Origin of the sequence: Parvibaculum sp. (assembly GCF_030694575.1) — a bacterium.
In the GTDB taxonomy this organism is placed as follows: Bacteria; Pseudomonadota; Alphaproteobacteria; order Parvibaculales; family Parvibaculaceae; genus Parvibaculum.
The window spans coordinates 16,315-40,765 of sequence record NZ_JAUYUS010000016.1 but is presented as its reverse complement, the minus strand read 5'-3'; the positions used below and the strand labels follow the sequence as shown (position 1 = coordinate 40,765).

The following is a 24,451-nucleotide window of genomic DNA, read 5'->3' as shown; positions in this document are numbered from 1 at the left end:
AATTCTCAAGTCACGACTCTTGGTCAGCAGCGGGAACGTCCGACCAATCGTCCGGATTCTCCTCCATCCTCCGCTTTACCTCCTCAATGTCGAAATCCTCGTCTTCGTATTCCTCGGAGATGTTCGGGTTTGCGTCGTATGACCAAGCCCAGAACTCGACGACTAGCTGCTCAGTCGTCATGTCGAGGAATCGAGGGTCAGTCGGAGCCAGGTTGAACTTCTTTCGGAACCAGAACTCCATCGTCTTTTGGAGGTCTCGCCCCCGGCTTTTCCCCTCCCTCTTGAGCTGCTTTGCGAAACGACAACTGCTTATCGCGCAGCGCGCTCCACACCTTTGTCAACCTCTCCCAATCATTTGAATCGTCCGGATCGAGACCTTCGAGGTTCCACCCATCCGGCGCGCTGACGGTCAGAACCTTCAGGTTCGCGAACGAATTCGCCGCGCTCCAGAGGAAATCCGTGACCGTCTCAACACCTTCGGTCAGGCGAGAATACTCAGCCTCGATCGCAAACTGGTCACGCATTCCCTTTTTTGCAAAGGTGAAGACGCCAATCCCATCGACCGTAACAACAAAATCATTTTGACTTGGTAGACGCGCCATTTTTCGCCCTCATGCGCTGGAAGTGATTGGGGCGCCATAGAGAGGCGCCCCAATGGAAGGTCAGAGACCGGTTCCGGTCACGTCGAGGCAGTTGAACTGCCCGGAATTCATGACGATCGAATGCTTGCTCACGTCGACGTCACCGCTCGCATATGAGCAGCCGATGTACTTGCGAAGCACTGTTCCGTCGTCTTTCGACTGCAGAACAATATCGAACACGAGTCCCTGAAGTGCGCCATCGCCATTCTCGACGGCGATGTTGGCCTCGCGAAGCGACCCGACATTCAGCACCATCGCCGAGACGGAGATGGTGTGGCGTGCCATCGAAGGAACGTATTCCTGCACATGGATGTCGCCAATGCCGCTCGCCGGCTCCGGGCCGTAGTCATCGTTCATCCGGACGTTCTGCAGGAGGCCGACCTGCTTGCCGTCGAGATGGACAACAAGCCTATTGCCGCTCCGGACTTTAAGGTTCTGTGTGGGCATGCTCTATCTCCTCAAGTCCGGCGTTATGCCGACGCCGAGCCGGAATACGGCACGGCGTAGATGGTGACGGGGATGTAGTTGATCGGGATGACGGGCGAGCACTGGAACTGGATTGCGAGAACATCGCCCTCCAACTGCACGCTGATGCCCTTGTACGGCGGGTTCTCAGCATCGCCGGCGAGAACGCCGGGGCCGACCGGCTCGGGCTTCGACAGTTCGCGAAGCGTTGTCTCGACCTTCGAGGCCGCGAGAGCGATCGAAACAGGCGTTCCCTTCGCGCCCTTCAGCCCCTCGACAGCCTGGCGCACGTTGCGTGCCGTGAAATCGAGAGCCACGCCAACCGAGACTTCAACGCGGTTGAAGTTGTCGCTGATGAGCCAGGTCGAAATGCTCTGCACGACACGGTATCCGGTGCGCGTGTTCTTCACGCACAGTACGCCGCCGTTGATCAGCGGATCGGTGTCGGTCGGATCCTTGAGATCACGTTCGAGGCCACGCACCTTGAGCGACTTGTTAGTGAGCGCCGTGCCGGGGTTGACGCCGGAGAAGGCGCCAGCAATCAGAGCCGCCAGAATGTAGGGCGGGTACAGGACGAGTGCGCCGCTGGTGTCGTAGTCGTAGAAGCCGAGATGAACGAGCGAGGTGCGGTCGCTGTTCAGCGCCTTTGCAGCGATAATCGCGTTTGCGTCCGACGTCGTAAGCGCCGTGCCGCAGATAGAACGGCGCTCCATACGACCGACATTGGACATGAACGAGCAGTGCGCATCCGCCATTGCGTGGATCGATGCGTCGGCAGAGACCGGAGCAACCCACTGAACGTCAACGCTCTGCAACGCAGTGAAGGCATTGCTCCACTCAGCGTTTGTGACAGTTCCGTTCGAACCGCCCGACAGATAGGTGAACGGGATATTCGCAGGGACGATGCCGGCCCCAGCCTCGCGGGTTGCCGAAACAATCGGCGAGCCGATGCCGTTGAACCAGTCGACAATGGCCTGCAGATCGGCCTTCACCGTGTACGCGGCAGTCTTGACGTCCTGCGCGGTCACGCTATCGAGTCCGTTGAGGGCCGGCTTCGCTCCATTTCCGTCGAGCACAGAAGCCGAGAAGTCGGCGACCGAGTTGATACGGTCAACGAGTTCCTGAATGGTCGGGTAGGTTGCCAGCGCAATGGTCGCAACCGTGGTGCCGGCGGGCGCCTGGAGAACGAACGAACCGTTCGAAATCGTAATCACGCCGGTCTCTTCGGCGCCGGAATACGCGACGGAAAGAGCGTTCCGATGAACATTGTCCTGCGTGTAGACGTCGTTCTGAAACTGCGTGGTCAGCTTCTTGCCCGCGACGGCACCGGATTCGATCTTCACCTTGATTTGGCCGGTGTAGAGACCGTAGTCGGACGACGTCAGCGCAATAACCGCCGCAGCGGACGCATTGAGGAGCGAGAGGGTTGAGCGCACAGCCGGATTGACGCGCACGCCGATGACCGTTGCGGGACCGGCCGTCTCGGAAGACGGGTCGAAGGCATGCGCGATGCCGTCCACGAGTTCGCCGCTCTTGAAATAGGCCGCCGCTTCCGCGGCGCTACCGAAAGGAACAGCCTTGTTTGGCTCGCCGCCGGTTGACGTTCCGATAACCGCCAGCACGTTGCCGACGTTGAGGTTCGGATTGTACATCGCCGAATCGTCCACGCGGCTCATCACCGCAGGAGACGTCCAGAGCCTTCCGTTATAGAAAAATGACATCGCGTTGTCCCTTAAACTGGTTTCGTGGCGAAGGCCTCGAAGCGGCTTCGATAATTTTCGGCCATGTCTTTCACACGGCCGTTATTCTTCTCGTCCTGGCTGAAGGCGTAGATCAGCTCGACGCGCTTTTCCGACACAGACAGCTCCGCGCAAAACTCATCGACCGTCTTCGGAAACGTCTCGGGCGCCGACGCCGGTGTCTCCACGGTGGCCGGCGCGGTATTTCCCTGATTCTTCGCCATTACTTGTTCTCTCTAAGCAGCTTGTGTGAGGGTGACATCGCCGATCACGTCGACGCTCGACTGAACGACCGACGGGGCGAGACATGTGAAGCTCGAAATGGTCTGGTAGACGGGCGCGCTGTAGGACTCGAAGTCATCGACATCGCTTTGCGACATCTCGACGTTCACGACGCCGGCGTCATCGAACACAGGCAGGTTGCCGATGATCACGGACTTGACGGCTTTCCGCAGCGCGATGCGTTCGTCTGGATTGAGCGCCCACACGACAATCTGAAGGCTGACACGCGAAATCCAGCCTTCGGATTCGTCTATACCGTCATCGTCGTTGATGACGTCGGATTGGATCAGTTCGCCGATGCCGCGAACTTCCGGAGCGTCGTTATTGAGGTGCAGAGACACCACAGGCCATACGGTGTTCTCATAGAGCGGCGGCGCCGTGAGGCACGGAACTGAGCCGTTCTTATGTGAGACCACACCAGCCGCGACGGCCGCCTTCAGGCCGAGAAACAGGCGATCACGGACCAGCGTGAGAACGTCAGCCCCGAAAATTCCGTAGTCGGTATCAGGCGTGGCGGGGACTGACGGGGACGTCGACCAGACGGCGCCATCGAAATCGTAAACCTTGTAGAAATACGCCGCGCCATTAATCAGAGCGGTTGTGTCGAGGGCGCTCGAATTCATCCCCTCGTAAACCACCGCCGCATCCGCGTCGTCATGGCCGGTAAAATTATCCGCCGTCTTCCGAAGCAGCCGCATTTTCTCCGCCCCGGAGGGGGGGGAAAGAAGTACCCGGATGGCGTTGCCAATCGGAAGTGGCGCGATGAAAGCGATCATCCAGCGATGATTGCGTCACGACTTTTTTTCAGTGAGCCGAGAAATGATGTTTCCGTCCCGGAAGTCGTGAGGGGAGGCTTTGTGGGGACGAACGCGCTCCTCCCACCACAGAGCATTCATGGCGACGAGACAGTTATCAGAGGACGAGACGAAGCGGGCATGCCCGAAATGCAGCGGTCAGAGGCTCATTAAAGGGGGAAGAATGGGGGAAAGTGGTCGACAGCGCTGGCAATGCTACGACTGCGGACACCGCACCACCAACCCGACCGCCCCCGAGACGCCCGCCGTCGAATTCAAATCCCAGCTTCCCGATAAGAAGCGCTTCGTCATCACCGCTGCCCAGAACGCAACGCCGATCTTCAAGCCGTTTCTCGACGCGCTCCTGAGATATTGCAAGGTTAACGACGCAGCCCTCATCGTCATCCCATACCGCTACAAGAACCCCACGTCGCAGTGGACGGCGAATAACGAGGATCACGAATGGTGGGACGAGGCCGTCGTTCCCTACCTCTATGATGGCCGGTTCAACCTGAATGACAATCTCGTGGTCATGGCCGACGTCAAGGTGCAGCCGACGGCCGTAACGCCTCTGTCAGGTCTCGACAGCATGACCGGGCACCGCAGCGGCATCGTCGGCCACCCCAGGCTGGAACTGAAGACAGTGGCGACGCCAAGCCACAAACTGCCCAAGATCATGACGACTACCGGCGCAGTCACAAAGCCGAACTACACTGACAGCAAGGCCGGCAAGAAGGGCGAATTTCACCATTCCTACGCTGCCGCCGTCGTCGAGGTGAAGGGCAAGGTTTTCCATCTTCGGCAGCTTTGCGCGTGCGCCGACGGCTCTTTCATCGACCTCGACCGGGAATACACCAAGGACGCCGTCCGTAAGGCCGCGCCGGCCGAGGCCCTTGTCATGGGCGACATCCACGTCGACTTCGTCGACCCGGCCGTGGTCAAGGCGACCTTCGGAGGCTCCAAATCGCTCTTCGCCACCCTGAGGCCGAAGCGCGTCATCCTGCATGACCTCATCGACTTCTATTCCCGGAACCATCACCACGCCAAGAACCCCTTCGTGAACATCGCCAAACGGGCCTCCTCTATGGACATCGTCTCCGCAGAGATCGAGCGGGCATGCCGGTTCATCGACGACAACATTCCGCCGGCGACGAAGGTTGTGCTGGTGCCGTCAAACCACGTCGAAGCCCTCACCAGATGGATTTCAGACGCCGACTGGCGGCTCGACCCGACCAACGCCGAAACCTACCTGGAGACCGCACTGGCCGTCGTGCGATCGATCAAAATGACGCCGAACGGCTCCAGCATGATCGACCCATTCCATTATTGGGCGAGGAAGCTCCTGAAGCACCCGCGCCGCTGCATCTACCTGAAGCGCGGCAATCCCTACTCCGTCCGCGGCGTCGAATTTTCGATGCATGGCGATCAGGGCACAAACGGCACGCGCGGCTCGCGCAAATCCCTTTCCACGATCGGCGTGAAGTCGTTCATCGCCCACGGTCACGGACCCGGCATCACCGACGGTTGCTGGCAGGTCGGAACAAGCACGTTCCTGAAGCTCGAATACACCGGCGGGCCGTCGAACTGGCTTCAGACCCACGGCGCCCAATACGCCAACGGCAAGCGCTCCCTTTTCAACATCATCGGCGGAGAATACCGGGCATGACGACGCTCGAAGAAGAGGAATTGATGCAGACGTCGGAACCGATCGAGGTGATCCTTAACGGAGGGAGCCCCGTCATTAACAACCCAAAGCATGCTATTGGCCGGCTCAAACAGCCATTCCGCCACGTTCCGCCGGTGGCGCTCGCGGCGCTTGGCCGCGTGATGCAGGGAGTTCCAGACGCAGAGCATCCAGGCGGTGCGCTCGAATACGGAGCCTTCAATTGGGGCGACGCCGGCGTCACAGCGACCGTCTACTACGACGCCATCAAGCGCCATCTCGAAGAATGGTTCACGAGCGGATCAGCCGACCGAAAGTCCGGTGAAAACCACCTCGCCCATATCATGGCGTCCTGCGCGATCCTCATCGACTGCGAGGGCATGGGCAATATGGACGACGATCGCCCGATCGGGAAAACCACCCCGGTTGTCTATTCGACGCCCGTCACAGAAGGAAGAAAGCCGTGAAGCTGGTGATACTCGAAAGCCCTTACGCCGGCGACATCGAGGCGAATGTCGAGTACGCGCGCGCCTGCGTCAGAGACAGCCTATCGCGCGGCGAGGCGCCGATCGCATCCCACCTCCTCTACACCCAGCCAGGAATTCTCCGGGACGAGGTTGAGGAGGAGCGCCAGTGGGGAATAGATGCCGGCCTCTCGTGGCGCAGCGTCTCAGAGGGAACCGTCGTTTACACCGACAGGGGCATCAGCACCGGTATGAAATACGGCATTGCCGCGGCAGAAGCGGCAGGTAAGACGGTCGAATTTCGCAGCATCCTTGGAGAAACACAGAAATGACCACCATCGCCTACAGGGCGCACCCAGGCGGCGGCGGCATCATGGCGTCGGACAGCAGATGCTCGGACAATGGCCTGCACCTCACGGACTGTCAGAAGGTGTTCCGACTCCCAAACGGTGCGCTTCTCGGCACCGCCGGCGACGACGACAGCCGCCTCGTCATGGCACTTCTCGGCAAGGCGCGCTCCCCAAAGTCGCTCCCGAGCCGCGAAGAACTTGCCTCAACCAAAACCGACTTCGCCGGCATCATGGTGTTCAAGACAGGCGAAGTCTTCAATATCCGCATCGAGTGCGTCGAGCGCCAGAACAGCGACGAATGGGATGGTGGCATCAGCGAGATCAGGACGCCGTTCTGCGCGACGGGATCCGGGTGGGAACTCGCAATCGGAGCCATGTCCGCCGGCGCGTCCGCCATTGAGGCAGTCCGGGTATCCTGCAAATACGACCTCTATTCCGCCCTACCCGTCCAGTCGATGGAACTGAAGGAACCGACACGGCGCTCCCGGAAGTGACGGTATGGTCGGTACATGGCCTCGTCCTTCGACATATCCATCGACCTTTCCGACGTCCTGAAGATTTCAGCCGTAGCGCGAGCCGGCGTATTCGACAATCTGTCCGCCGCCGTCGAGAGGGTGACAATGGCCGGCGCGGAGCGCTGGCGCGAGGCAGTATTGCGGGCGCCTCTTTGGGAGGGGGAGCGGCGCGCATATGCCGCCACCATCTCCTACAGTTTCGACGGACAGTTCGCAGGCATTATCTCTTCCGACTATAAATACGTCGAGGACATCGAGCACGGGCGGCCGCCGCGCGACCTGAAGCGGATGCTCGACACGAGCATGAAGGTCAGGACGTCAAAGGCCGGCCGCCGATACCTCATCATCCCCATCAGGCACAACACGCCAGGTCACTCCGCCCATGCCTCCGCCATGCCGGCCGGCGTTCACGCGGAAGCCCGCACCCTTTCGCCGAGCAAGATCACAGGCCACGGCCGGCGCGTGTCCGGAACTGGCGCTTTAGACATCAGGACCAAACAGCAATATCTCGTTCGGGCGAGAAAGTATCAGTGGGGAGGGCGCTTGCCCGCCGGCCTCGCGCCAAAGATGAAGGCCAGCCATAAATCAGACCCCTTCGCCGGCATGGTGCGCTTCGACACCGGCACGAAAGGCGCGAAGTCGTCAACCTACATGACGTTCCGCGTCATGGCCGAGGGGCAACCCGGATGGATCGTTGCAGCGAAGCCAGGGCTCAACCTCGTCAAGGGAGTCGTGGACGTTCTCAAGGTCGACGCCGAGAAGATATTCGGCGCGGCCGTTCAGCAGGATTTGTCAGGCTCCTAACGGCCGAACAAATCGAATTTTCTTGCCAGTAATTTTCTCGGAAGCGCCGCGCCGGCGTGCGCGTTGCGATCGCTCGGCAACGACAAGTAGACGAAGAATTCATCGTACTTGATGCCGGAGATGGAATACGCGGCCCCCGCCGGCGGCTCGCCCGTTGTCCACGTGAGCGCGCCGTCGGCGCCGACGGTTGGAATACCGCCCTCAACGATGGCACTGCCGGCGATCCAGAACACCCGCGAGATGCTTTGGATCGACCCCAGAAGCTTGTCGTTATCGCCACGGATCATGGAAGACGAGAACGGATTCGTGGAGTTCAGGGCCCTGAAGCGATCGAACTGGCCGGCGCCGTAGAGAACCGAATTTGATGGGATAGTCAGCGTTGCGTCGCCGGGCTCAAAAACCCCGAACATCGCAAATTGCTTGCGCGGAGACTGTTGCTGCATGGCGGCCTTGCCGGGCACTTCGGCCGCCCATGTCACGCCCTTGCCCGAGCAGAACGGACAGTTCGGGGTTGCGGCGCCGGAGGCTGGACTTATGCAGGGACACGCGGCCGCACGCCGCCACTGGAAGTCCTGTCCGACACCGCCGAGGAAAGCATTGAATGCGCCAGGAGAGAGCTGCACGTCACACCACCACGCCAACGATGCCCATTGGGATGCCATGAATCGCCGTCCAAAGACCGCCGTTGCTTCCCTTCGGGCCGAACAGCGCTTCCTCGATCGGCTTCTCGAAATCCTCAATCTTCACCGTTCTCGACTGCGTCAGCCCATCGGCGGAAATTGATTCCGACCCCGGAAAGAACCCACCCTTGATCAGGCGGAGTACGGCCGACTTCATGATGACGTCGATCAGGTCGGGCCATTCAGTAACCGCATTCTCCAGGCCGACCGTATATTTGACCTGGATCATGGATGGAATCGTGTGCCCACCGCCAAGCGCCTGCATGATGAATGCACCGAGCGGCGCGACGAACGCGCTTGATGCCGGCACCATCCGGATTTGTCCGTACTTGCGGTCGAGCCGCAGCCAATCGTCAGGTATCCGGTAAACTGTCTGGGATGGCGAAGGATATGCAAGCCTGACCTCCTCAACAGAGATGATCGGCTTGTGACGCGTTACGATGTACCCCCAGCGCTCCGCGCGGAAGAATTCAGGATCATAGTCATATCCCGGCTCATCGAGATAAGGCTTACCGTCGAGGGCCGCGATTTCCTCATCCGACGGCGGATATGGAAAGACCGCAGTCGGCTCAAGTTTCACTTTTAGCTTGCGCGAAACGTCCTTCTCGGCAGCCTGAATTTGCTGCAGGAGATACGCATCGCTCCACGTGACGCTGGGAAAGTATGTCGAGATGATCGAGGCGAGACGATCCGCCCGGAAGGCTGCGACGTCGGCGTTCGTGAACAGACTCACCGCGGAACCTCCAGATGTGAATGGCAGCGGCCGAAGCCGCCGCCATATCCATTAACGTGAAGCGAGATCGCCGAGAGCGTCCGCAGTGAGGGCGGCCGCGAACGGCGCAACACCCATCGTGTCGTAATAGGTGACCGTCAGGGAGCCAGTGTCGAGCGCCGTGGTGCCGCCGACGAAGCCGGAGCCGGTAGCATTGTCGACGACGACAAAACCGACCATCGCTTTATTGTCCGGCGGCGCGACAAGAAGCGCCAAGGCCGCGTCATGGGTATCCGCATCGGCGGTTTTCGCGCTCGTGGTGAGGGTGCCGGCCGCATCGATATAGAACGCCCAAGCGGCGCTTTTTGCCGTCGCGAGCGTACCAACCAAGGCAGCCATATCGCCCGCCGCCTTTCGTACCGGAACACCGTTGCAGAGCGCCGCGATCGGGTTGGCATACCGAACCGTGGGGGAGCCGCCCGTTTTGATCGCGAGGCCGGCCTTGGTGAGCATGGAGGTGTTGACCCGCGTGCGAAGCGCTGTCACGTCGGCCAGAATCGCGTTTGCGAAAGCGATCAGCAATACGAGCAGATCGCCGAGCTTGACGCGGAACGATGCCGGCATGGAGCGGTTGAGATGGTCCTGAAGTTGGGCGACGGAGTTTCCGGCGGACATGGCATGGTTCCTTCGATGTTGCAGAAACGGAGGCGGACGCTAGAACGCAGGTGCCTGCGGTTCCGTTGTTTTGGGTTTTGGCTTCGGGCCGGGCTTGTTGCGCGGCTTCGCATCCGCGGACTTCTCTTCGGTTCCAGCAGGAGCAACCGGCGCCGCAGGCTCGGATTCGGTGGCGGTGGCGGTGGCGGCTGCAGCCGACTCAGATGCTTCAGTGGGCGCGACGGGCGCGGATTCAGCGGAGGCAGTCTCCACAGGAGCGTCGGTCGACGTGGGCGCGACCGCAGTCGGCGCCTCATCCGGAATCGGAGCCTCGCTCGGCTTGTGACCTTCCGCCTTCATCTTGCTGGGAGCAGGCGCAGGCGACGTGGGCAGAACTTCGGAAATCTCGTATCCGGGGATGGTCCCGAACATCGCAGCCACAGCTTCATCGACCGGTTCTGCGGTGATGATGGAGCCGTTTTCGCTTTCAAGCTTCTCGAATGCGACACCGTTGATCAGCGTCGAGGCGTTCGGGAGCCTGCAGAGCACATTGAAAAGTTTCACGTCAGTATTCCTTCTTTCTTGGGAAATCGCCGGGGTCAAAAGACCCCGGCTATTCCTGCATCGTCCGATGGATGGAGTTAGACGAACGGCCGCCAGACGTTGCCGTTCGGCAGAATGTTCTTGATGACGACGTGGTGCTTCCGCTTGCCAATCCGGAGGTAACCGAACAGGAGCTGGGCCCACGGGATCACCGCCGACTGCGTCGGATAGAGCGGGAACTTCAGCATCGGGAGAAGCTGCCGCCACGTGATCGCCATCGCCGAAGGCGTCATGTTGAGGATGTACGACTTCGTCGTGCCGGGGATGTCGGCATTCGTGTCCGTCCAGACCGTGGTGGCACCCGCAATCGGGATGCGCGCGACCTGCCGGAAGTCGGAACCTTCTCCGACCACACTGCCGGCGACGACGCCGAGGCCGTTCTGACGCGAACGGTAGATCACGTAGCCGGTTTCGGTTGCAGCAACCGAGCGGGCAATCGTGAGAGCGACCTTCTGGTTCGGCCCGATCGCGACCTGGGCCGACACGACACCCATCGACTCGCCCTTCGCGTTCACACCGGACACGAGGTAGTAATAGTTGCCGGCCTGAGCGGTCGAGAACTGAGAGTTCACGAGGTCAGTCGCCGGCGAGCCGGGAGTGACGGACGCGGGGACGAACGCATTGGCAGCGGCGATCGCCGGGTAACGCACTTCGAACGGCTGCAGCATCAGATCCTCGCGGATGAAGACATCCGGTTCGGTCGCGATGTTGCCGTGGGACGTGCGGACGCCGACCACCGGAGCGCCAACCATGATGTCCTGCCCCGTCTTGGACAGCGACACGCGGAAGGCGGGATCGAGACCGGTGTCGAAGTCGGCCTGCACGAGCTGCGAGTGGAACATATGCGTCGGCGTACCGAAGTTGCCGTAGCGGCTGATGCCGGCGGCAGCCTTGTTGATCAGACCGATCGAGTTCAGGGACTGCCCGCGAGCATCGAGGATGTTGTCCTGATCGACCTGGCCTGCGGCGATACCGGCCGCAAGCTGTGCATAGATGCCGTCGAATTCGGTCGGAACGACAGCGGAGTCGCCCTCGAACGAAAGGAATTCGGCGTCCGTGAGGAGCTGGAGAGCGCCATTCTGCTGCTCGGTCGCTTCCGCCTCAACCTGCGAGTTCTGCAGGGTCGTGACGAAAGACACCTCACGACGGGTCATGAGGTATTTGACCTGGCCGGTGCGACGGGCGTAGCTGCCCGTGGCATCGTTGATGACGCCGGTTTCCGAGTTCGTCGAGCCGCCCATGAAGCCGCCGACGCCGCTCTGCTCGGTCCATTCATCGACCGTCGCCGTCGCACTCGTCTTGGCAAACTGGTTGAACAGCTTGAAGTGCTTGTTCTCCTGAATCGTGGAGAGCAGAGTGCGCTCCAGCGACTGGATACGCAGCGCACCGCCGCCCGTCAGGGAGGCAACGTCGGTGCCGTACCCGGCGGTCAGAGCCTTCTGAAGCTCCTGGACCGCCTCCATGCCCATTTCGCCCGTCGAAGAACGGCCGGCCGCAAGTTCGGGAAGTTTGATTTCCATGGCAAATTGCCCTTCTCAGTTACAGTGACCGGCTTCTCGCTCGGGACCGTGGTGACTACGTTTCGTGACCGGCCTTGTTAGAGGCCGAGAACCTTCTTGATCGTCGCTTCGGGGAGCGGCTGGCCGCGGTTCAGAAGGGATTCGGCAACGGCGATTTCGTGGCCGGTAACCTTTCCTTCGGACTGAGCCAGAAGCGCCTTGCCCATGAATTCGTCGGCGCTCATCGTGGTGGGCTGCTCGACAGCGCTCTTGTTGATTTCCGAGCCAGCCGCCGTCTTCTCGTGAACCGTCAGGACGGCCTTGCGGCCCTTGCCTGCGTCGGAAAGCTTCGCGACCTGGGCCGAAAGCGACTTGACGATGTCGAGCGTCTGCGTCAGCGCCGTCAGAACGACGGACTCGTTCTTTTCGACGCGATCATTGAGCGCCTTGAGAATGGCAGTGGCGTCGATCGCCGGAACCTTCGTCCCGTCATCCAGCGTCACCTCGAAGGACTTCGACACTTCGTCGCCCTTCTTCTCGACTTCGACCGCCGCAGCGTCCGCACCGTCTTTCTTCTCGCCGCCATCGATGGCCGCCTCTTCGATCTTCTTGTCGTCGGCCTTCGTGTCGTCATCGGTCGGAAGTGCTTTCTGCACATCGCCGATTTCAGCAAGAAGCTTGTCGAATTCGTTCGGGGTTTCGCCGCTCATGACGCTTTCCTCTTCAGTCCGGTTTGTAAATCGCGCATGAAGCGCTCTACGTGTTCGGAAGACTCATCAGGCGACATGCCGTAGGTCTCCGAGGCGTACCTGACCAGGTCATCGGAACCTGGGTTCTTGCCGGCGGCGCCAGAGCGCATCGCGGCGGCGATCTTGTTTCTGAAATCGAAATAGTTGGACGGCTTGCCCTCCAGCGACTGCTTTCGAAGCGCGCCACCGCCAGTCAGCGCAGCCGAGTCGGTGCCGTAGCCGGCCTCCAGCGCCTTGGCGACGTCGAGGCCGCCGTTAAGCAGACATTTGTTAAAGGCACCGATCGGAACCGCAGCACACGTGCCGACATGCTGGTTAACCGGCGTCTTGCTCATGCCAATGTTGAACCAGCGAAGCTTTTTGATGACCGCCTTGCGGATTCCGTCAGCATCGACCTCAATCGCTTTTTCAAGCGCCGATCCGCCAACGCTGGGATACCAGCGGGCAGCCGGCTTGAGATCGACAAGGCTTGACCAGAACTGGTTGGCCTTCATCGCCGCAGGGCCATTGCCCTGATAGATTTCAGCCTTCACAAAGGTCTGGGAACCATCGCGGCGCACTTCCTTCGGAAGGCCAATTTCGTAGCTTGAGGAATCCTGAATTCCGAGGCGCGGGCCGATCTTGGTGTAATGGTCGATGTCGACGTTGCCGTAGCGAAGGAAGAAGTCGCTCGACTCAGAGAGCGCCTTGGCGACGATAACCTCGCCCTGCTGGTCGCGGCCCTCGGAGCTTGCCTCCATGTAGACATAGCGCGTGTCACCCTCGGTTACCGGGGTGGCCTTGAAGATGCCCGCGACGCTGATGTAGTCGGGGCAAGCGCTGATGAGTTCGGCGTCGTTCATGCCCTAAGGCTATTGTCACGACTTCTTGGAGAGGTAGTCGGAACGTCAGGAGCGTTCCTGTCCGAGCACAACATCAAGCTGCCCGCGCTCGCGGACGAGCGTCGAATACTCCTCCGCCGCAGCCGGATCAGACAATGTGTCCGGGCTCAATTCCGACATGCGCGCCATGACCGCGCCGTGCCGCTCCGCCGCCGCATTGGAGATGGACTCGCCGGCGCGGGCCGCCTTTACGCCAGCACCGGCAAGCGCAGAGAGAGAAGAACGGAGATCGTCGGGCGTCATTGGTTTACTCCAGAGCCTTGCTCGGTCGAGACAGCCCGCTTCCGCAGGAAATAGGCAAGTCCAGTGTCATCGAGGGATTCCATCGGCGTGGTCAGAGCGTCGCGAAGGCCATACTTCGTCGTCAGCCTTTCCCGAGCCCGCGTCTCGTCCGGATGATCGGCGACCAAGTCGATCAGATCGACATCGTTCTTCTGGCCGATGCGGTTTACGCGGCCGGCGCGCTGGGCATGCGTCTTTGCAGTGTCCGGCGTGTCGACCTGGACAAGCCACTGGCCGCGTTGCACGTTCATCCCCGTCGCCCCGGCGTCGGACGAAACGAGAATATCGGCCTCAGCCTCGCCGACGTCTGGATTGAACATCCGACGCTTCTCAGCCTTCGCTTTGGCAGAGTCCTTGCCCGTGAGGGAAACGACGCGGTATCCATCCTCTTTCAGCCGGGCCGCAATCGACTCGACTGCCTTCAGAGAGTGGGCAAACACCACGCCGGGCTTTCCACGGCGCTCGGCGGCCACCTTTGCCACCTCATCCACCTTCGCCCCGCCATTCAGAATGCCGCGCACGGCGGTATCCTTCATGATCCCGACATTCTTCTGAAGTTCCCGCGCTACCGCCTCAACCTGTCCGGCGTCGACGCCGGCGAAGGATTGCGGAGAGATCGCGCGCATCGCCTCAATGTCGACGTCGCCGCGCATGCGCGCCAGACGTACCTTGGAGAGATTTTCGTCGAGCGACGCCAATCTCTGCTTTTGATCGGCATTCAGCTCGACACGACGCTCGGTTTTCGTCGCGGTGATGTCCGGGTCGATCTTCGACGGATATTGGAAGCGCGCCAATTCGCGCCGCAGCCCGTCCTTCGCCGCCAGAGTGTCCGGGCCATAGCGCCGCATGAACGCGTCCTGGTCCGTATAGCGGTCGGGGTCCATCTTCTGGAGCATGGAGAACGCCTCCGAAACGTCGTTCTTCACCGGATCCGCCGACGCGCTCACGTAATAATTGGAATTGTCTGACATCGCGTCGACCACGTTCGCGAGGGAGGAATTCTCTTTTCCCTGCCTGTTCAACGTGTTGTGGCCTTCGTCAACCGTCAGATAGTCGAAATTTATGCCCTCGCGGCGCATCACTCCGCGCATCCATTCCTTGCGTTCCGCGCGGGTCATGCCGTCAACCGTCGCCGACATGACCGCCGGTGCAACGCCGGCGTGCCCGGCCCCAAGGTGGAGCATGTCGTCTCGGAACGACTGGTGAGTCATCACCGCGAAATGGTTGGTCGGATCCTTGTATGCAGCAATGCGCTCATCGCGCGACGCACCCGGCTTCGCATGCCACTTGAATGTACCTGGCTTCAGGAAGCGCAGCGCCTCGCCGTTGAACTGCCCCTGCACGATAGACGGCACAAGAAAGAGGCCGCGGCTCGCCTTGCCCTTCTGATGAAGGTTGGTGAAGCCGGCGAGAGAAATCAGTGTCTTGCCGCCGCCCGTGCCAAAGGAGAGGATCGTGCGCTTGTTCGCCTCGATCAGCTTGATCGCGCGCTGGCGCGCCCAATTCTTGCCGCCGCTCATGGTCGGACGAAACAGCTTCACAGGCTGGCCGGGACGGAAGTTGTGACCAATTTGAGGCATCATCTCGGCAATACGGCGCTCCGCCTCGTGGCCGACCGTGTAGCGCTCATCGGCCGCAAGGGCACGCGCCTCCGGCTCCGATTGATCGGCAAAGAACCCCATTTGAGACGCTTCGAAGCCGGCTTGCTGCGTCCGCGCCGAATCCAGCTTGTCGCGCACGCTACCCGCCGCATACCGGCCGCCGGCGCGCTCGCGAAGAGAGTCGACCATCGCCCGCTCCTTCGCCAGACGCGCATCGCGCGCCTTCGGATCGACGGCGTCGAGATGGTTCAGATTGTTGCGGACAGTCGTTCGGCCGAGGCTCAAGGCGGCATCCGGCTTGAGCGTGTTGTAGGCCTCGACAAAATGCTTACTTATGCTCGACCGAACGACGTCCTGCATCGCAGCATAGGCGTTCTCAGGCCCTCGCATCGACTCGACATACTTCGACCACGTAATGGACCCGGCGTTCACCTTGGTCGCCATTTCGTCTTGGCGCCGCCGCCACTCTCCCCATTCCGGGTTTGGGACCGTGTCTCCGAACATGTCGGTTGCCTCGCGCTCCGGCTCACCCGCGACATGGCGGTCGAGTTCGTGACGCAGAGCGCCGGCCTCTTCCGTCTCGCGCGCCACGTGCTTGGCAAAATATTCCCGAAGAGCGCCTTGGTCCTGAGGCGTCATCTCGCCGATTTGCTTGTAGGCCGCAACGCCGGCCGGCTCCTCCGCGAGAGCGCGGTGGAGCGCGTCGACAGACGTGTCGTTAATTTCGAATGTCTGGCGGTGGAGAGGAGTCCTGGATGCTCCGTATCGTGACTCGACGAATTCGTCGGCCATCTTCTCGAATTCCGGACGCAGCGACTCCGCCGGCCGCATCTTCCCGTTTTCGTCCTGAAGAGGAGCAATTACATCGAGCGCATTGCGGTATTCGTCGGCCCGCTCCCATCCCGCCTTCTGCACGAAATCAGCGGATTGCAGATCGGCCAGCACATCGGCCAGAGAGTCACCATCCGCGACACGCCCGCCGATATAGTCACGGATGCTGGAATGCAGATCGTCGCCAGGCGTAAACGGTTCTGCGAACTGAGCCGCGACTCCCGGCTTTGCTGCCATATCGAGGTCAGGACGATCAGAGAGACCGAGCGGAATCCATCCCTCCTCGTCATGCGCACCACTGATAATGTCGAGGTTCCGCCTCACCTGCTCAAGATCGCCACGGTTCACGGGAGCCGCAAGGCGGTCGAGGCCTTCCGGCGTCACCGTCAGAACGCGGTTGCCTGCCACCGTATCGAGCATGTAGTCGCCGCGCTGCAGGCCTATGGCCCGCACCTGCCGAATTGCGTCCTCAACCGCGACGCCGCCCAAGGATACCTGAAACGGCTTGTCGGATTTGACGCGCTTCATCGCGTAGACGAGCGCCGCGTTCGCCTCCATCTCCCCCAGAGCTTGCCCGAGAACCTTTTGGGACTCACCTATTGCCGCCATGCGGCGCTTGTTGATTTCCTGAAGCACAGCGAGGTCATGGCCGTTCTCGGCCTCCCCAAGTTCAATCTCGGCCGCCTGCTCGCCGAGTTCCCGTGCGCGCGCAATCGCCTCCTCGGAAGCCTGCATATAATGATGAAGGTGAAACTCTTCCATGCCGTCGGCAACGCTCGCCGCCTCCTCAGGAGAGAGGTCGGTATGCAGGCGGCGGGACAGGACTTCGGCGGCGCCGGCCACCCCGAGAACGTCAACGACGCTCCGGTCAACCAGAGCCGCGCCGCCGGCGGCGAGCGCCAGGGCATTCACCGAATTGTAAGCGCCAACGCCTATCGCGCGCCGAAGATCGGCAGTCGGACTTGGCGAGGACTTTGCGACCTCGGACAGGAATGCGCGCGTAGCGATCGTGCGCATATCGTTTGTCATTTCCTCAGAAACCTTGGCGTCGACGGCAGCATCATCGACATCGATCACATAGGCCTTCGGCTCAGTCGTGGCCTCATTGATCTTTTTGCGGGCATCCCGCGCTTGGCGCTCCTCCATTTTGCGACGCTTGTCGAGCTTCATCAGCTCCAGCGCCTTCCTCGCCTCAACGATCTTGGGCGCGAGTTTCGCCGCCTCATCCTTCTCCCGAAGGACGTTCAGGCTTTCGCCCACCAGCTTGGCAGTCTCGCCGTTCGCGATCGCCGCGCGGCGCTGACCGTCGGAAAGCGGCTTTTTGAAGGCTTCCGCCTCACTCGACACAGCCTCCTCCGTCGCACCGGCGCGTTCCGCCCGCTCGCGATAATCCGCCGAAAACCCGAGTCCGGACGGCAAGGAACGGACAGGGTCAATATCCTGGACACTCAGCTCGTCCGCATCATCGGAATCGAACGGGATTTCACCAAGGTCAACCTCCGCTCTTGCGCCAGCATCGGCCAGTATTCGCTCGCGGTTCAGATTCACGGCCGCCGCCGCGCGCTTGACCATCTCAAGTTCATGCGCTTGGCGGAGCTTGTTGGCGACGTGGGCTGGCTGCCCCTCAACCTTGGAAGAGTCAAATCGGTAGTCTTCTGGCGCCCAGCCCATCGCCGCGGCGACCCCTTCAACGAACAGGCGGTCGGAATCGCGCTTCTGCTCGCTGATGCGGGCATGGGCCTCAGCTTTCGCCTCTTTCAGGCCAAGTTCACGGTCACGCGCACGCTGATGCTTCTGCACCTCGCGCCGCGCTTTCGCACGCTCGGCAATCGCGTCCTTGTATTCAGATTGTGGCTTAACGCCGGTCAGGCGGAGATGGTTTAGTTTGCCACCTGCGCCACCAACGACCTTCATTGAGCCGTCCTTTTGAGGCGCCACAAGGACAGGTTGGCCCTTCGCGTCAGGGCCGTTCGGGTGGACCGTGATCCACCTCTCGCCCGGCTGGAGGGCTTTGAGGAGCAGAAGAATGGGCGATTTCAGAGGCATCCGAAGAGAATGCCGTCACGACGCTATCCCTCGACGTCCGGGTCGATCAGGGTGAAAAACTCCCCGGATGGATCAGAAAGACGGTTGCGGCCGAGATTGAAGGAGGCGTTCTCCTGATACTCGCCGGCGGCCGCAGCCAGAACATCCCCCATATCGAGACCTTCCGGCATCCGGGAGACCACCGACTCGGCAACATAGTTGCCGAGGATTGGCATCTCGTTCCGGTCAAAATACCGCTTCAGCACCGCCTTCACGGCGAACCAGTAGACGCCAAAATTGCGGTAGCGCCGAACGTCCTCGTTGAGTAGCGCACGGACGCTCTCTGCGAATACACGTGGATCAGGCTGCGTCACGGCTCGCCTCACTGTCCGTCGTGGCGAGACGATCGAGAAATTCATTCACTGTGTCGTCATCCCATCCCTCACCAAGCCTTTGCTGCACGTGAGGCGGTAGGTCTCTGAATTGGACCGCATTATCAACGCGCCCTTCGCCGACCTTCGGGTGCTTGGCAATCACGTGCCGGATTCCAGCTACCACGTGCTCATTGTCGACGCCGAGACGGATCAAGCCGGCAACGGCAGCGGCAGGGTCGGGATATGAGGCGGTCATCGCTGCGGCGAGATCGGTGTGACCGTTCGCATGCGCAAGCGTGGTGAGTGCGTTCCGAACCGTCAGGCGGTCGGTTGCAACGCCGGAGCGGCCGTTGCCGCTCTTCGTCGCGAACAATTGCGTCGGATATTTCGGCTGAACCCCGTTCCACTTGGTCTCTTTCGTCGGGATCACCGAGGACATAGGCTCATCAAGCTTCCCCTCGCGCTTGGCGCGCGCCCAAACTATGGCGAGCGACTTCCTGGGCCACGTCACCCCAGAATAGTCGGCAGAGAGCATCGGCACCACAGCATCGATTGCTTCAGTTGTGGTTTTTGCATGGCGCGCTTCCTCGCCTTGGACGCGCTCGAATTCGGCATGGGCCTCATCCGCGAAGTCAGTACCGAACGCGCCTCGGCCAGCCTCAGCCCAGCGATTTCTAAACTGCCAACTATCGCCAGGATACCTCTCGACAAACCGGCTTGATGACTGATTTCTTCCACGCCCCTGAGTGGTTTCATTCCTGAATTCCTTGGCGCGCTCGTCCAAGATATAGGCCGCGATCGCCTTTTTCTTGTGCGCCTCTATCGGAAGCATGATGTCGTGATCATCGAGCATCTTTTGCGCATCGTAGGAGGCGGCGGCAACAGGCTCGCCCCCATGGGAAACCATCGCCAGAACGCTCCCAAAGTCTGGTGACCATTGATAATTCCGAAAGCCGTCCTTGAGCCGCGCCTGAAGCGGCACATAAGCCGACTCGACCACCGCCGACGGCATGCCGTGGAGATCCTTCGGTTTCGTTGCCTCGCCCGCCTTCTCGCTCGATTGCGCCGACAGAGACTCAGCAACAGCCGCCTTCTCATCAGCTTCACTGTAAACGAATGGCTTAACTCCGAGGCCCATTTCGTCAACAGGGAAGTGCATGGTGCGGCCGCTCGCTTCTCCGTATGGACGCACCCTCACTGTGCCGTTCATCGGGTTTGCCGACGTGACGACGAATCTCCGCGTCTCGACCGCAACGCCATTCTCTGTTTTGACATTCTCGAAGGCCGCGCCGGCGAAGAACGGCGTACCAGTTTCAGGATGCAGGATGACGGGAACCTTCGAGTCGAGCGCTTCCTTGGCCTTGAACCATTTGTTGTTGTCGAGCGCGATCCGGGCGCGCGCGATCTTCACCCGCAGCCGCTCGGCGCTCGGAGTATCCTTCTTCTTCAGGCCCGAGTAGCTGCGGCTCATTTCCTGGAACCGAGAGAAATCGGACGCAGCATCCTTATGCTTCATCGCCTCGAAGCGCTGGAGAGCCGCCGCCTTGTTGGTCACCATCTTCTCGCGCGCGGATTCAGGGTCGGCCGACAGCATGACGAGCATATCGTCGCGGCTCAGATTGCCCTCGCGAGACAGGTTTTCGACGCGATCACCGCCGTTCCAGAGCAAATCCTGCCAATCCTTCTTGGCAAGAAGAGACTGGTATCGGTAGCCGTCGAAGCTGCCCTTCGCGAGATAGGAGTGAATCCGTACCGATTCCATGAGGTTGCCCTGCCGAAGGCCGCGGCCGTTGCGCTGCTGAATCGAGGCCGGCTCCCAGGTCAGGTCCATGTGGTGAATGTCGGTGGTGCCCTTCTGAAGGTTCTGGCCCTCGCCCATCGTCGCCGTGTTGCCGATAACCGCCTTCAGCTTTCCCTTGTTGAACGCATCGGCAATGTTCTGGCGCTGCGCCGAAGAGGCGGCGACCTGGGCGTTCATGATCGCGATTTGCTCGCGCGGGACGCCGCTCTTGACCAGAGCGTCGACCACCTTCTGATGCACCGCTATATTGTCGGCGAACACCACCTGTCCGCCGTCTTTCATGCCCTCGACAATCTGCTCGACGGCGGCATGATATTTCGGGCTATCGGCGCCGGCGTAAACGACCGGATCGTACAGTTCAAGGTCCATCGCGGCCTTGCCCATTTTGTCCATGATGGAGAAAATGTGGGCATCACCGGTGGCGTCTTTCCCCTTCGCAGATTTCTCAGCCAGTTCTCGCAGTTCCGCGTACACCGACTTCTGCTCTTCCGACATGTCGACAAGGTGCATCCTGTCATCCCGCTTGGGGAGCACCAGCCCGACTTCCTCGGCCGTCGTCCGGTCCATGTAGCGACGCATGATGCCGCGAAGCTCGTTCAGGTTCTTGAACCCGACCGTGACAAGTGCCTCCTCGATTTCGCCGCGGGTGTTCAGGATGTTCTCGTTCCGGAACTCGCAATAGCGATCAAGGAATTCTTCGCTATTGCGGATGCCGCGCCGCTCGAACTCTTCCGGCGCGATATGCGAGAGCATCGAGTAGATTTCGAGTGGACTGTTCTTCGTCGGTGTCGCCGTTAGGCCGAAGACGTTCTTTCCGCCGTTGTGGTCGCGCACCCAGCGCGCCTTGAAATTCATGTCGAGGGCGCGGTTTGAAAGGCCCTGCCCGCCGAGGAACTTCGGCGCCTGCCCGAACCTGTTCTTCGCGGCGTAGAGGTTCTTGTAGGCGTGGAATTCGTCTCCGATCAGCATGTCGACGCCGAGATCGTCGAAATATATCGCATCGGTGCGCTTCTGGAATTCGCGCCCCGCCATGTATTGGTCATAGGATTCGCGAATCTTGTTGAGGCGCTTGTCGCCGGCGTTGCCGAGCGAATCCCCACGCTGTACCCAGAAATCGTCGTTCGCGTATCCGGCCTTCGTCTCCGGATTCAGGTCGATGTCATTCCACGCCGGCTGGGAGATCAGAATGAAATCGTAATCATTCTGCGTCAGATCGTGCAGTTTTCGGTTGCGTTCGTCGGCCGTGTCCTGTTTTCCCTTGAGCTGGCCGTCCTTGCCCTTGGTGTAGGTCTCGCCAATCACGAGCACGCGCGAGCCGGGAAACCACTTTTCTGCCTCAGCGACCCAATTCGCGAGAACCGACTTCGGCACGATGATCATCGGCCGCTTCGCCTTGCCGGTCACCTGTGCCATGCGGGCGAGGATCAGGCCGCGCACGGTTTTACCCAAGCCAACGTCTGCCGCGATGATGCCCTTGCCGGCCTCCAGCGCCCAGCGCACGCCGGAATACTGATATTCCTTCAGGCCTTCGGTGTTCAGGCCAGGTATCTCGAATGGCACGTTCGAATACTGTTTCTGGCGGAAACCCTGAAACTTTCGGTTGTAAAGTTCCTCAACGCGGTCCCGGTACTTGGAAGCCGTAATCCATTGCTTGAACTCGGCATTCCATGCATCAACCGTCGGCAGATCGTCCTTTCGGACGCCGGTTCGATTCAGGTATTTTTCAAGCAGGCCGGTCTCGTGAATGCCGCCGCTCAGCGCATACACGCCTTGATCGAAGGTGATCGCGAGATTCGCACCATTGCGCATCCACTCGTTGTCGCTCGCGGCATTGCGCTCATTAAAGAACGCAGCCACGACTTCGAGGGGAAGAAACGCGGAATTCAGCGAAATCTCGACGTCTTCCAGCGACTTGGGATCAATCGTCTCTTCGAGTAGCGTGGCCTGGCGCTCAAACTTCGCGCGGTCGGCAGCCGGCAAGTCTTCGGCGCCAAGGGCTTCCTTCACGGAATCGAATTTCGGCCACAGTTCGCCGGAAAGGTAGTTGTCGGACGACGTCCATCCGCCACCGGGCAACAGAGCATAGTCGGGCGAGGCGTAGAGGTGGTCGAGAACGGTTTCTGTGTCGCCGCTGTGCCAGCGCGCCGCAACTTGTTCAGGCGTAAAATCGCCCAATTCGAGAGCGAGAGACTGCGCGGCCGCGTCGAATGTCGACTCGACGGGCGCTGCCTGGCGATTGGAGACGACGTCGGACAGGGAGCCGTCGGGGTTTACCGCGCCGATCAGCCGATAGAGTATCTTGTCGTGGCTTGCCGCCAGCAACAGGTCCGGGTTTTTTGACGGGATACCATGCTTCTCGACATAGGCGTGTATCGCCTCTTCGAGCGCCTGGCGATCGGCAACGCCGCCAGTCATGAGTCGCTCAATCTCTTGAGAGAGCGCGTCGGCTTCCGTCACGGCGTCGACTTGCATGAATTCGTCGACACGATGCCAGCGAGGAGGTTTGCCCTGAAGGATGTACTCGACGCCGTCAACCATCTTGGTCGAGCCGACAACCGCGTGGTCATATGGCCGCTTCAGCGAGGCAGTGAAGGCCTTCGCTTTGCCGTCATCGTCACCGATCGCGTCGAGAATTTCCGTCACAGTCGGACCGGGCGACGCCGGCTCATCTGCGGTGAACGCCGCAATGGCCTCCGGCACGCCGATCATCGAGCCTTCGACAGTGATATCCTCGCCCATGCCGGCTTTCGCGCGCCAGCCTTCCGTCATCGTGCCGAGCACGTTGGCCGCGCCGCGCCCCGTGAAGTATCCGCCGGCAAGGTACTCTTCGTCCCAGACGCCGAGTTTCCGAAGAACATCCTGCTTCACGGTCGAGAGCGCGCCGGCGACGTCCTGCGGCCGCTTGCGGAAGAACACCACGTCGGTTGTGACGCCGGTATGTGAGTGCTCGAATGCCGTATTCGGCATACGCATCGCGCCGAGGAATTCAGCCTTGCGCAACAGCCGCTCGCGAAGCGCGCGCGTGCCGGAGTTGTCCAGGACACCGGTCGGTACGATCATCGCGACAATGCCGCCAGACTTCGTCTTGTCGACCGACGTATCGAGGAAATAGCCCTCAGCCGTCTTGATTCCCGGCTTGTCATCTTTAATCAGAGACCCGCGCAGTCCGAACGGCGCATTGCCGATCACAGCATCGAATTGCCTCTCATCGCCGACCGCGAACCGCTCAAGGCTCGCATTCTCAACGGTATGGCGAGGATGAAGGATGGCCCCGATCTTGGCGCTTGTCGGCTCAAGTTCAACGCCGGTCACACGCGCGCGAGACGATGCCACTTCGAGGAATACGCCGGTGGCACAGCTCGGCTCCAGAACTTCGGCACCGTCAGGCAGCCCAAGGCGTTCGAGCACATTCCACATGGCGGCCGCGACCTTAGGGTCGGTATAGAATTCGTTCAGCGAGGCGCCGCACCCGCCGTTGCCGCTGTACTGGCGCAGGAGAGATCGATCCTCATCCGTGAATTCCAGTTTTGAGTCGATCAGCAATTCCGCGTCAGAATTGATCCGAAGACGAGCATCCTTCGAGATGCCGGCCGGAACGCCGAATTCCGGAACATTGTCCGGATCGAACGGCTTGGTGTAGTCGACCTCGGAGACGGCGACGGCTTCGGCCGGATGCTCCCGAACGGGCGCAGCGGCGGGCTTCGCGCGCTTCTTCTTGGGCTTTTGCTCCTGTACGGGAGCGGCAGCCTCAATCTTTGGCGGCAGGTCGAAGAGATCGCCAACTGCCTTTTCCGGTTTCTTCTTCGACGCCTTTGCGTCCGCCGCCGGCGCTTCCGTTTCCGGTTTCGCCACAAATTCCTTCGGGGCGGGACGAGCCGTCGCATCCTCGCCCAGAACCTTGCGGTGTCCGAAATGAGGCTTTGTGATCACGCCGGCGCTGCTGACGCTGCCGGCAATCGGGACAAGCTTGTCGAAAAGAACGCCCTGATGGGCCTTCAGCAACAGGATCAGCATGAGGAGATTGCCCTATAGGTCATAGGGC

22 protein-coding genes are annotated in these 24,451 nt (G+C 60.7%); 5 read left to right on the top strand and 17 right to left on the bottom strand.

The annotated features are described in order from the left end of the window. Positions 1–10 precede the first annotated feature (10 nt). Genes Q8S60_RS02855 through Q8S60_RS02830 form a run of 6 tightly spaced genes read right to left on the bottom strand, consistent with a single transcriptional unit; the run spans position 11 to position 3,903 of the window. Complete coding sequence (locus tag Q8S60_RS02855; protein ID WP_305668343.1) at positions 11–181, bottom strand: hypothetical protein; 171 nt, start codon at positions 179–181, stop codon at positions 11–13. A 16-nt stretch (positions 182–197) separates the two neighbouring features. Then, positions 198–602: a hypothetical protein gene (locus Q8S60_RS02850; RefSeq protein WP_305668342.1), complete on the bottom strand. Its 405-nt coding sequence runs from the start codon at positions 600–602 to the stop codon at positions 198–200. Positions 603–662: 60 nt separating this feature from the next. Then, entirely contained in the window at positions 663–1,088 is a 426-nt protein-coding gene (locus Q8S60_RS02845) for a hypothetical protein (RefSeq protein ID WP_305668341.1), read from the bottom strand. 23 nt (positions 1,089–1,111) lie between these two features. Further along, positions 1,112–2,827 carry a hypothetical protein gene (locus Q8S60_RS02840; RefSeq protein ID WP_305668340.1) on the bottom strand — a complete coding sequence of 572 codons (1,716 nt, stop codon included), beginning with the start codon at positions 2,825–2,827 and terminating at the stop codon, positions 1,112–1,114. 11 nt (positions 2,828–2,838) lie between these two features. Next, positions 2,839–3,069, bottom strand: a complete 231-nt coding sequence (locus tag Q8S60_RS02835; protein WP_305668339.1) for a hypothetical protein — start codon at positions 3,067–3,069, stop codon at positions 2,839–2,841. A gap of 12 nt (positions 3,070–3,081) precedes the next feature. After that, positions 3,082–3,903, bottom strand: a complete 822-nt coding sequence (locus Q8S60_RS02830) for a hypothetical protein (RefSeq protein WP_305668338.1) — start codon at positions 3,901–3,903, stop codon at positions 3,082–3,084. Between the two features lie 202 nt (positions 3,904–4,105). On the opposite strand from Q8S60_RS02830, the gene Q8S60_RS02825 reads away from it, so the two are divergent. The 5 genes from Q8S60_RS02825 to Q8S60_RS02805 all read left to right on the top strand — a co-directional run bounded on the left by Q8S60_RS02825 (position 4,106) and on the right by Q8S60_RS02805 (position 7,717). Next, on the top strand, positions 4,106–5,587 hold the full coding sequence (locus tag Q8S60_RS02825) for a hypothetical protein (protein WP_305668337.1): 1,482 nt from the start codon (positions 4,106–4,108) through the stop codon (positions 5,585–5,587). Further along, complete coding sequence (locus Q8S60_RS02820) at positions 5,584–6,051, top strand: dATP/dGTP diphosphohydrolase domain-containing protein (RefSeq protein WP_305668336.1); 468 nt, start codon at positions 5,584–5,586, stop codon at positions 6,049–6,051. Before Q8S60_RS02825 ends, Q8S60_RS02820 begins: the two co-directional genes overlap by 4 nt. Beyond that, positions 6,048–6,380 carry a hypothetical protein gene (locus Q8S60_RS02815; RefSeq protein ID WP_305668335.1) on the top strand — a complete coding sequence of 111 codons (333 nt, stop codon included), beginning with the start codon at positions 6,048–6,050 and terminating at the stop codon, positions 6,378–6,380. The genes Q8S60_RS02820 and Q8S60_RS02815 overlap by 4 nt, the downstream gene beginning before the upstream one ends. Further along, positions 6,377–6,892 (top strand): hypothetical protein, encoded by a 516-nt coding sequence (locus Q8S60_RS02810; protein ID WP_305668334.1) that lies wholly within the window; start codon positions 6,377–6,379, stop codon positions 6,890–6,892. Before Q8S60_RS02815 ends, Q8S60_RS02810 begins: the two co-directional genes overlap by 4 nt. A 126-nt stretch (positions 6,893–7,018) precedes the next feature. Continuing rightward, positions 7,019–7,717 (top strand): hypothetical protein, encoded by a 699-nt coding sequence (locus Q8S60_RS02805; RefSeq protein WP_305668333.1) that lies wholly within the window; start codon positions 7,019–7,021, stop codon positions 7,715–7,717. On the opposite strand, the gene Q8S60_RS02800 is transcribed toward Q8S60_RS02805, so the two are convergent. From Q8S60_RS02800 to Q8S60_RS02750, 11 genes are all read right to left on the bottom strand, one after another. After that, the gene (locus Q8S60_RS02800; protein ID WP_305668332.1) at positions 7,714–8,340 is read right to left on the bottom strand and encodes a hypothetical protein; all 627 of its coding nucleotides are present in this window, start codon (positions 8,338–8,340) and stop codon (positions 7,714–7,716) included. The two genes, Q8S60_RS02805 and Q8S60_RS02800, sit on opposite strands and share 4 nt — an antisense overlap. A gap of 1 nt (position 8,341) precedes the next feature. Then, positions 8,342–9,130 carry a hypothetical protein gene (locus Q8S60_RS02795; protein WP_305668331.1) on the bottom strand — a complete coding sequence of 263 codons (789 nt, stop codon included), beginning with the start codon at positions 9,128–9,130 and terminating at the stop codon, positions 8,342–8,344. 51 nt (positions 9,131–9,181) lie between these two features. Next, positions 9,182–9,784: a hypothetical protein gene (locus Q8S60_RS02790; RefSeq protein ID WP_305668330.1), complete on the bottom strand. Its 603-nt coding sequence runs from the start codon at positions 9,782–9,784 to the stop codon at positions 9,182–9,184. A gap of 39 nt (positions 9,785–9,823) precedes the next feature. Beyond that, positions 9,824–10,327 carry a hypothetical protein gene (locus Q8S60_RS02785; protein WP_305668329.1) on the bottom strand — a complete coding sequence of 168 codons (504 nt, stop codon included), beginning with the start codon at positions 10,325–10,327 and terminating at the stop codon, positions 9,824–9,826. A gap of 77 nt (positions 10,328–10,404) precedes the next feature. Beyond that, positions 10,405–11,886, bottom strand: coding sequence for a hypothetical protein (locus Q8S60_RS02780; protein WP_305668328.1), 1,482 nt, complete (start codon positions 11,884–11,886; stop codon positions 10,405–10,407). A 77-nt stretch (positions 11,887–11,963) separates the two neighbouring features. Next, positions 11,964–12,575: a hypothetical protein gene (locus tag Q8S60_RS02775; RefSeq protein ID WP_305668327.1), complete on the bottom strand. Its 612-nt coding sequence runs from the start codon at positions 12,573–12,575 to the stop codon at positions 11,964–11,966. Next, positions 12,572–13,456, bottom strand: a complete 885-nt coding sequence (locus tag Q8S60_RS02770; RefSeq protein WP_305668326.1) for a hypothetical protein — start codon at positions 13,454–13,456, stop codon at positions 12,572–12,574. Before Q8S60_RS02770 ends, Q8S60_RS02775 begins: the two co-directional genes overlap by 4 nt. 45 nt (positions 13,457–13,501) lie before the next feature. After that, on the bottom strand, positions 13,502–13,738 hold the full coding sequence (locus Q8S60_RS02765) for a hypothetical protein (protein ID WP_305668325.1): 237 nt from the start codon (positions 13,736–13,738) through the stop codon (positions 13,502–13,504). Continuing rightward, entirely contained in the window at positions 13,735–18,123 is a 4,389-nt protein-coding gene (locus tag Q8S60_RS02760; protein WP_305668324.1) for a helicase-related protein, read from the bottom strand. Before Q8S60_RS02760 ends, Q8S60_RS02765 begins: the two co-directional genes overlap by 4 nt. Before the next feature lie 155 nt (positions 18,124–18,278). Then, a complete protein-coding gene (locus Q8S60_RS02755; RefSeq protein ID WP_305668323.1) occupies positions 18,279–18,608 on the bottom strand; it encodes a hypothetical protein in 330 nt (109 codons plus the stop codon). After that, on the bottom strand, positions 18,595–24,423 hold the full coding sequence (locus tag Q8S60_RS02750) for an SNF2-related protein (RefSeq protein ID WP_305668322.1): 5,829 nt from the start codon (positions 24,421–24,423) through the stop codon (positions 18,595–18,597). The genes Q8S60_RS02755 and Q8S60_RS02750 overlap by 14 nt, the downstream gene beginning before the upstream one ends. Positions 24,424–24,451: the final 28 nt, after the last annotated feature.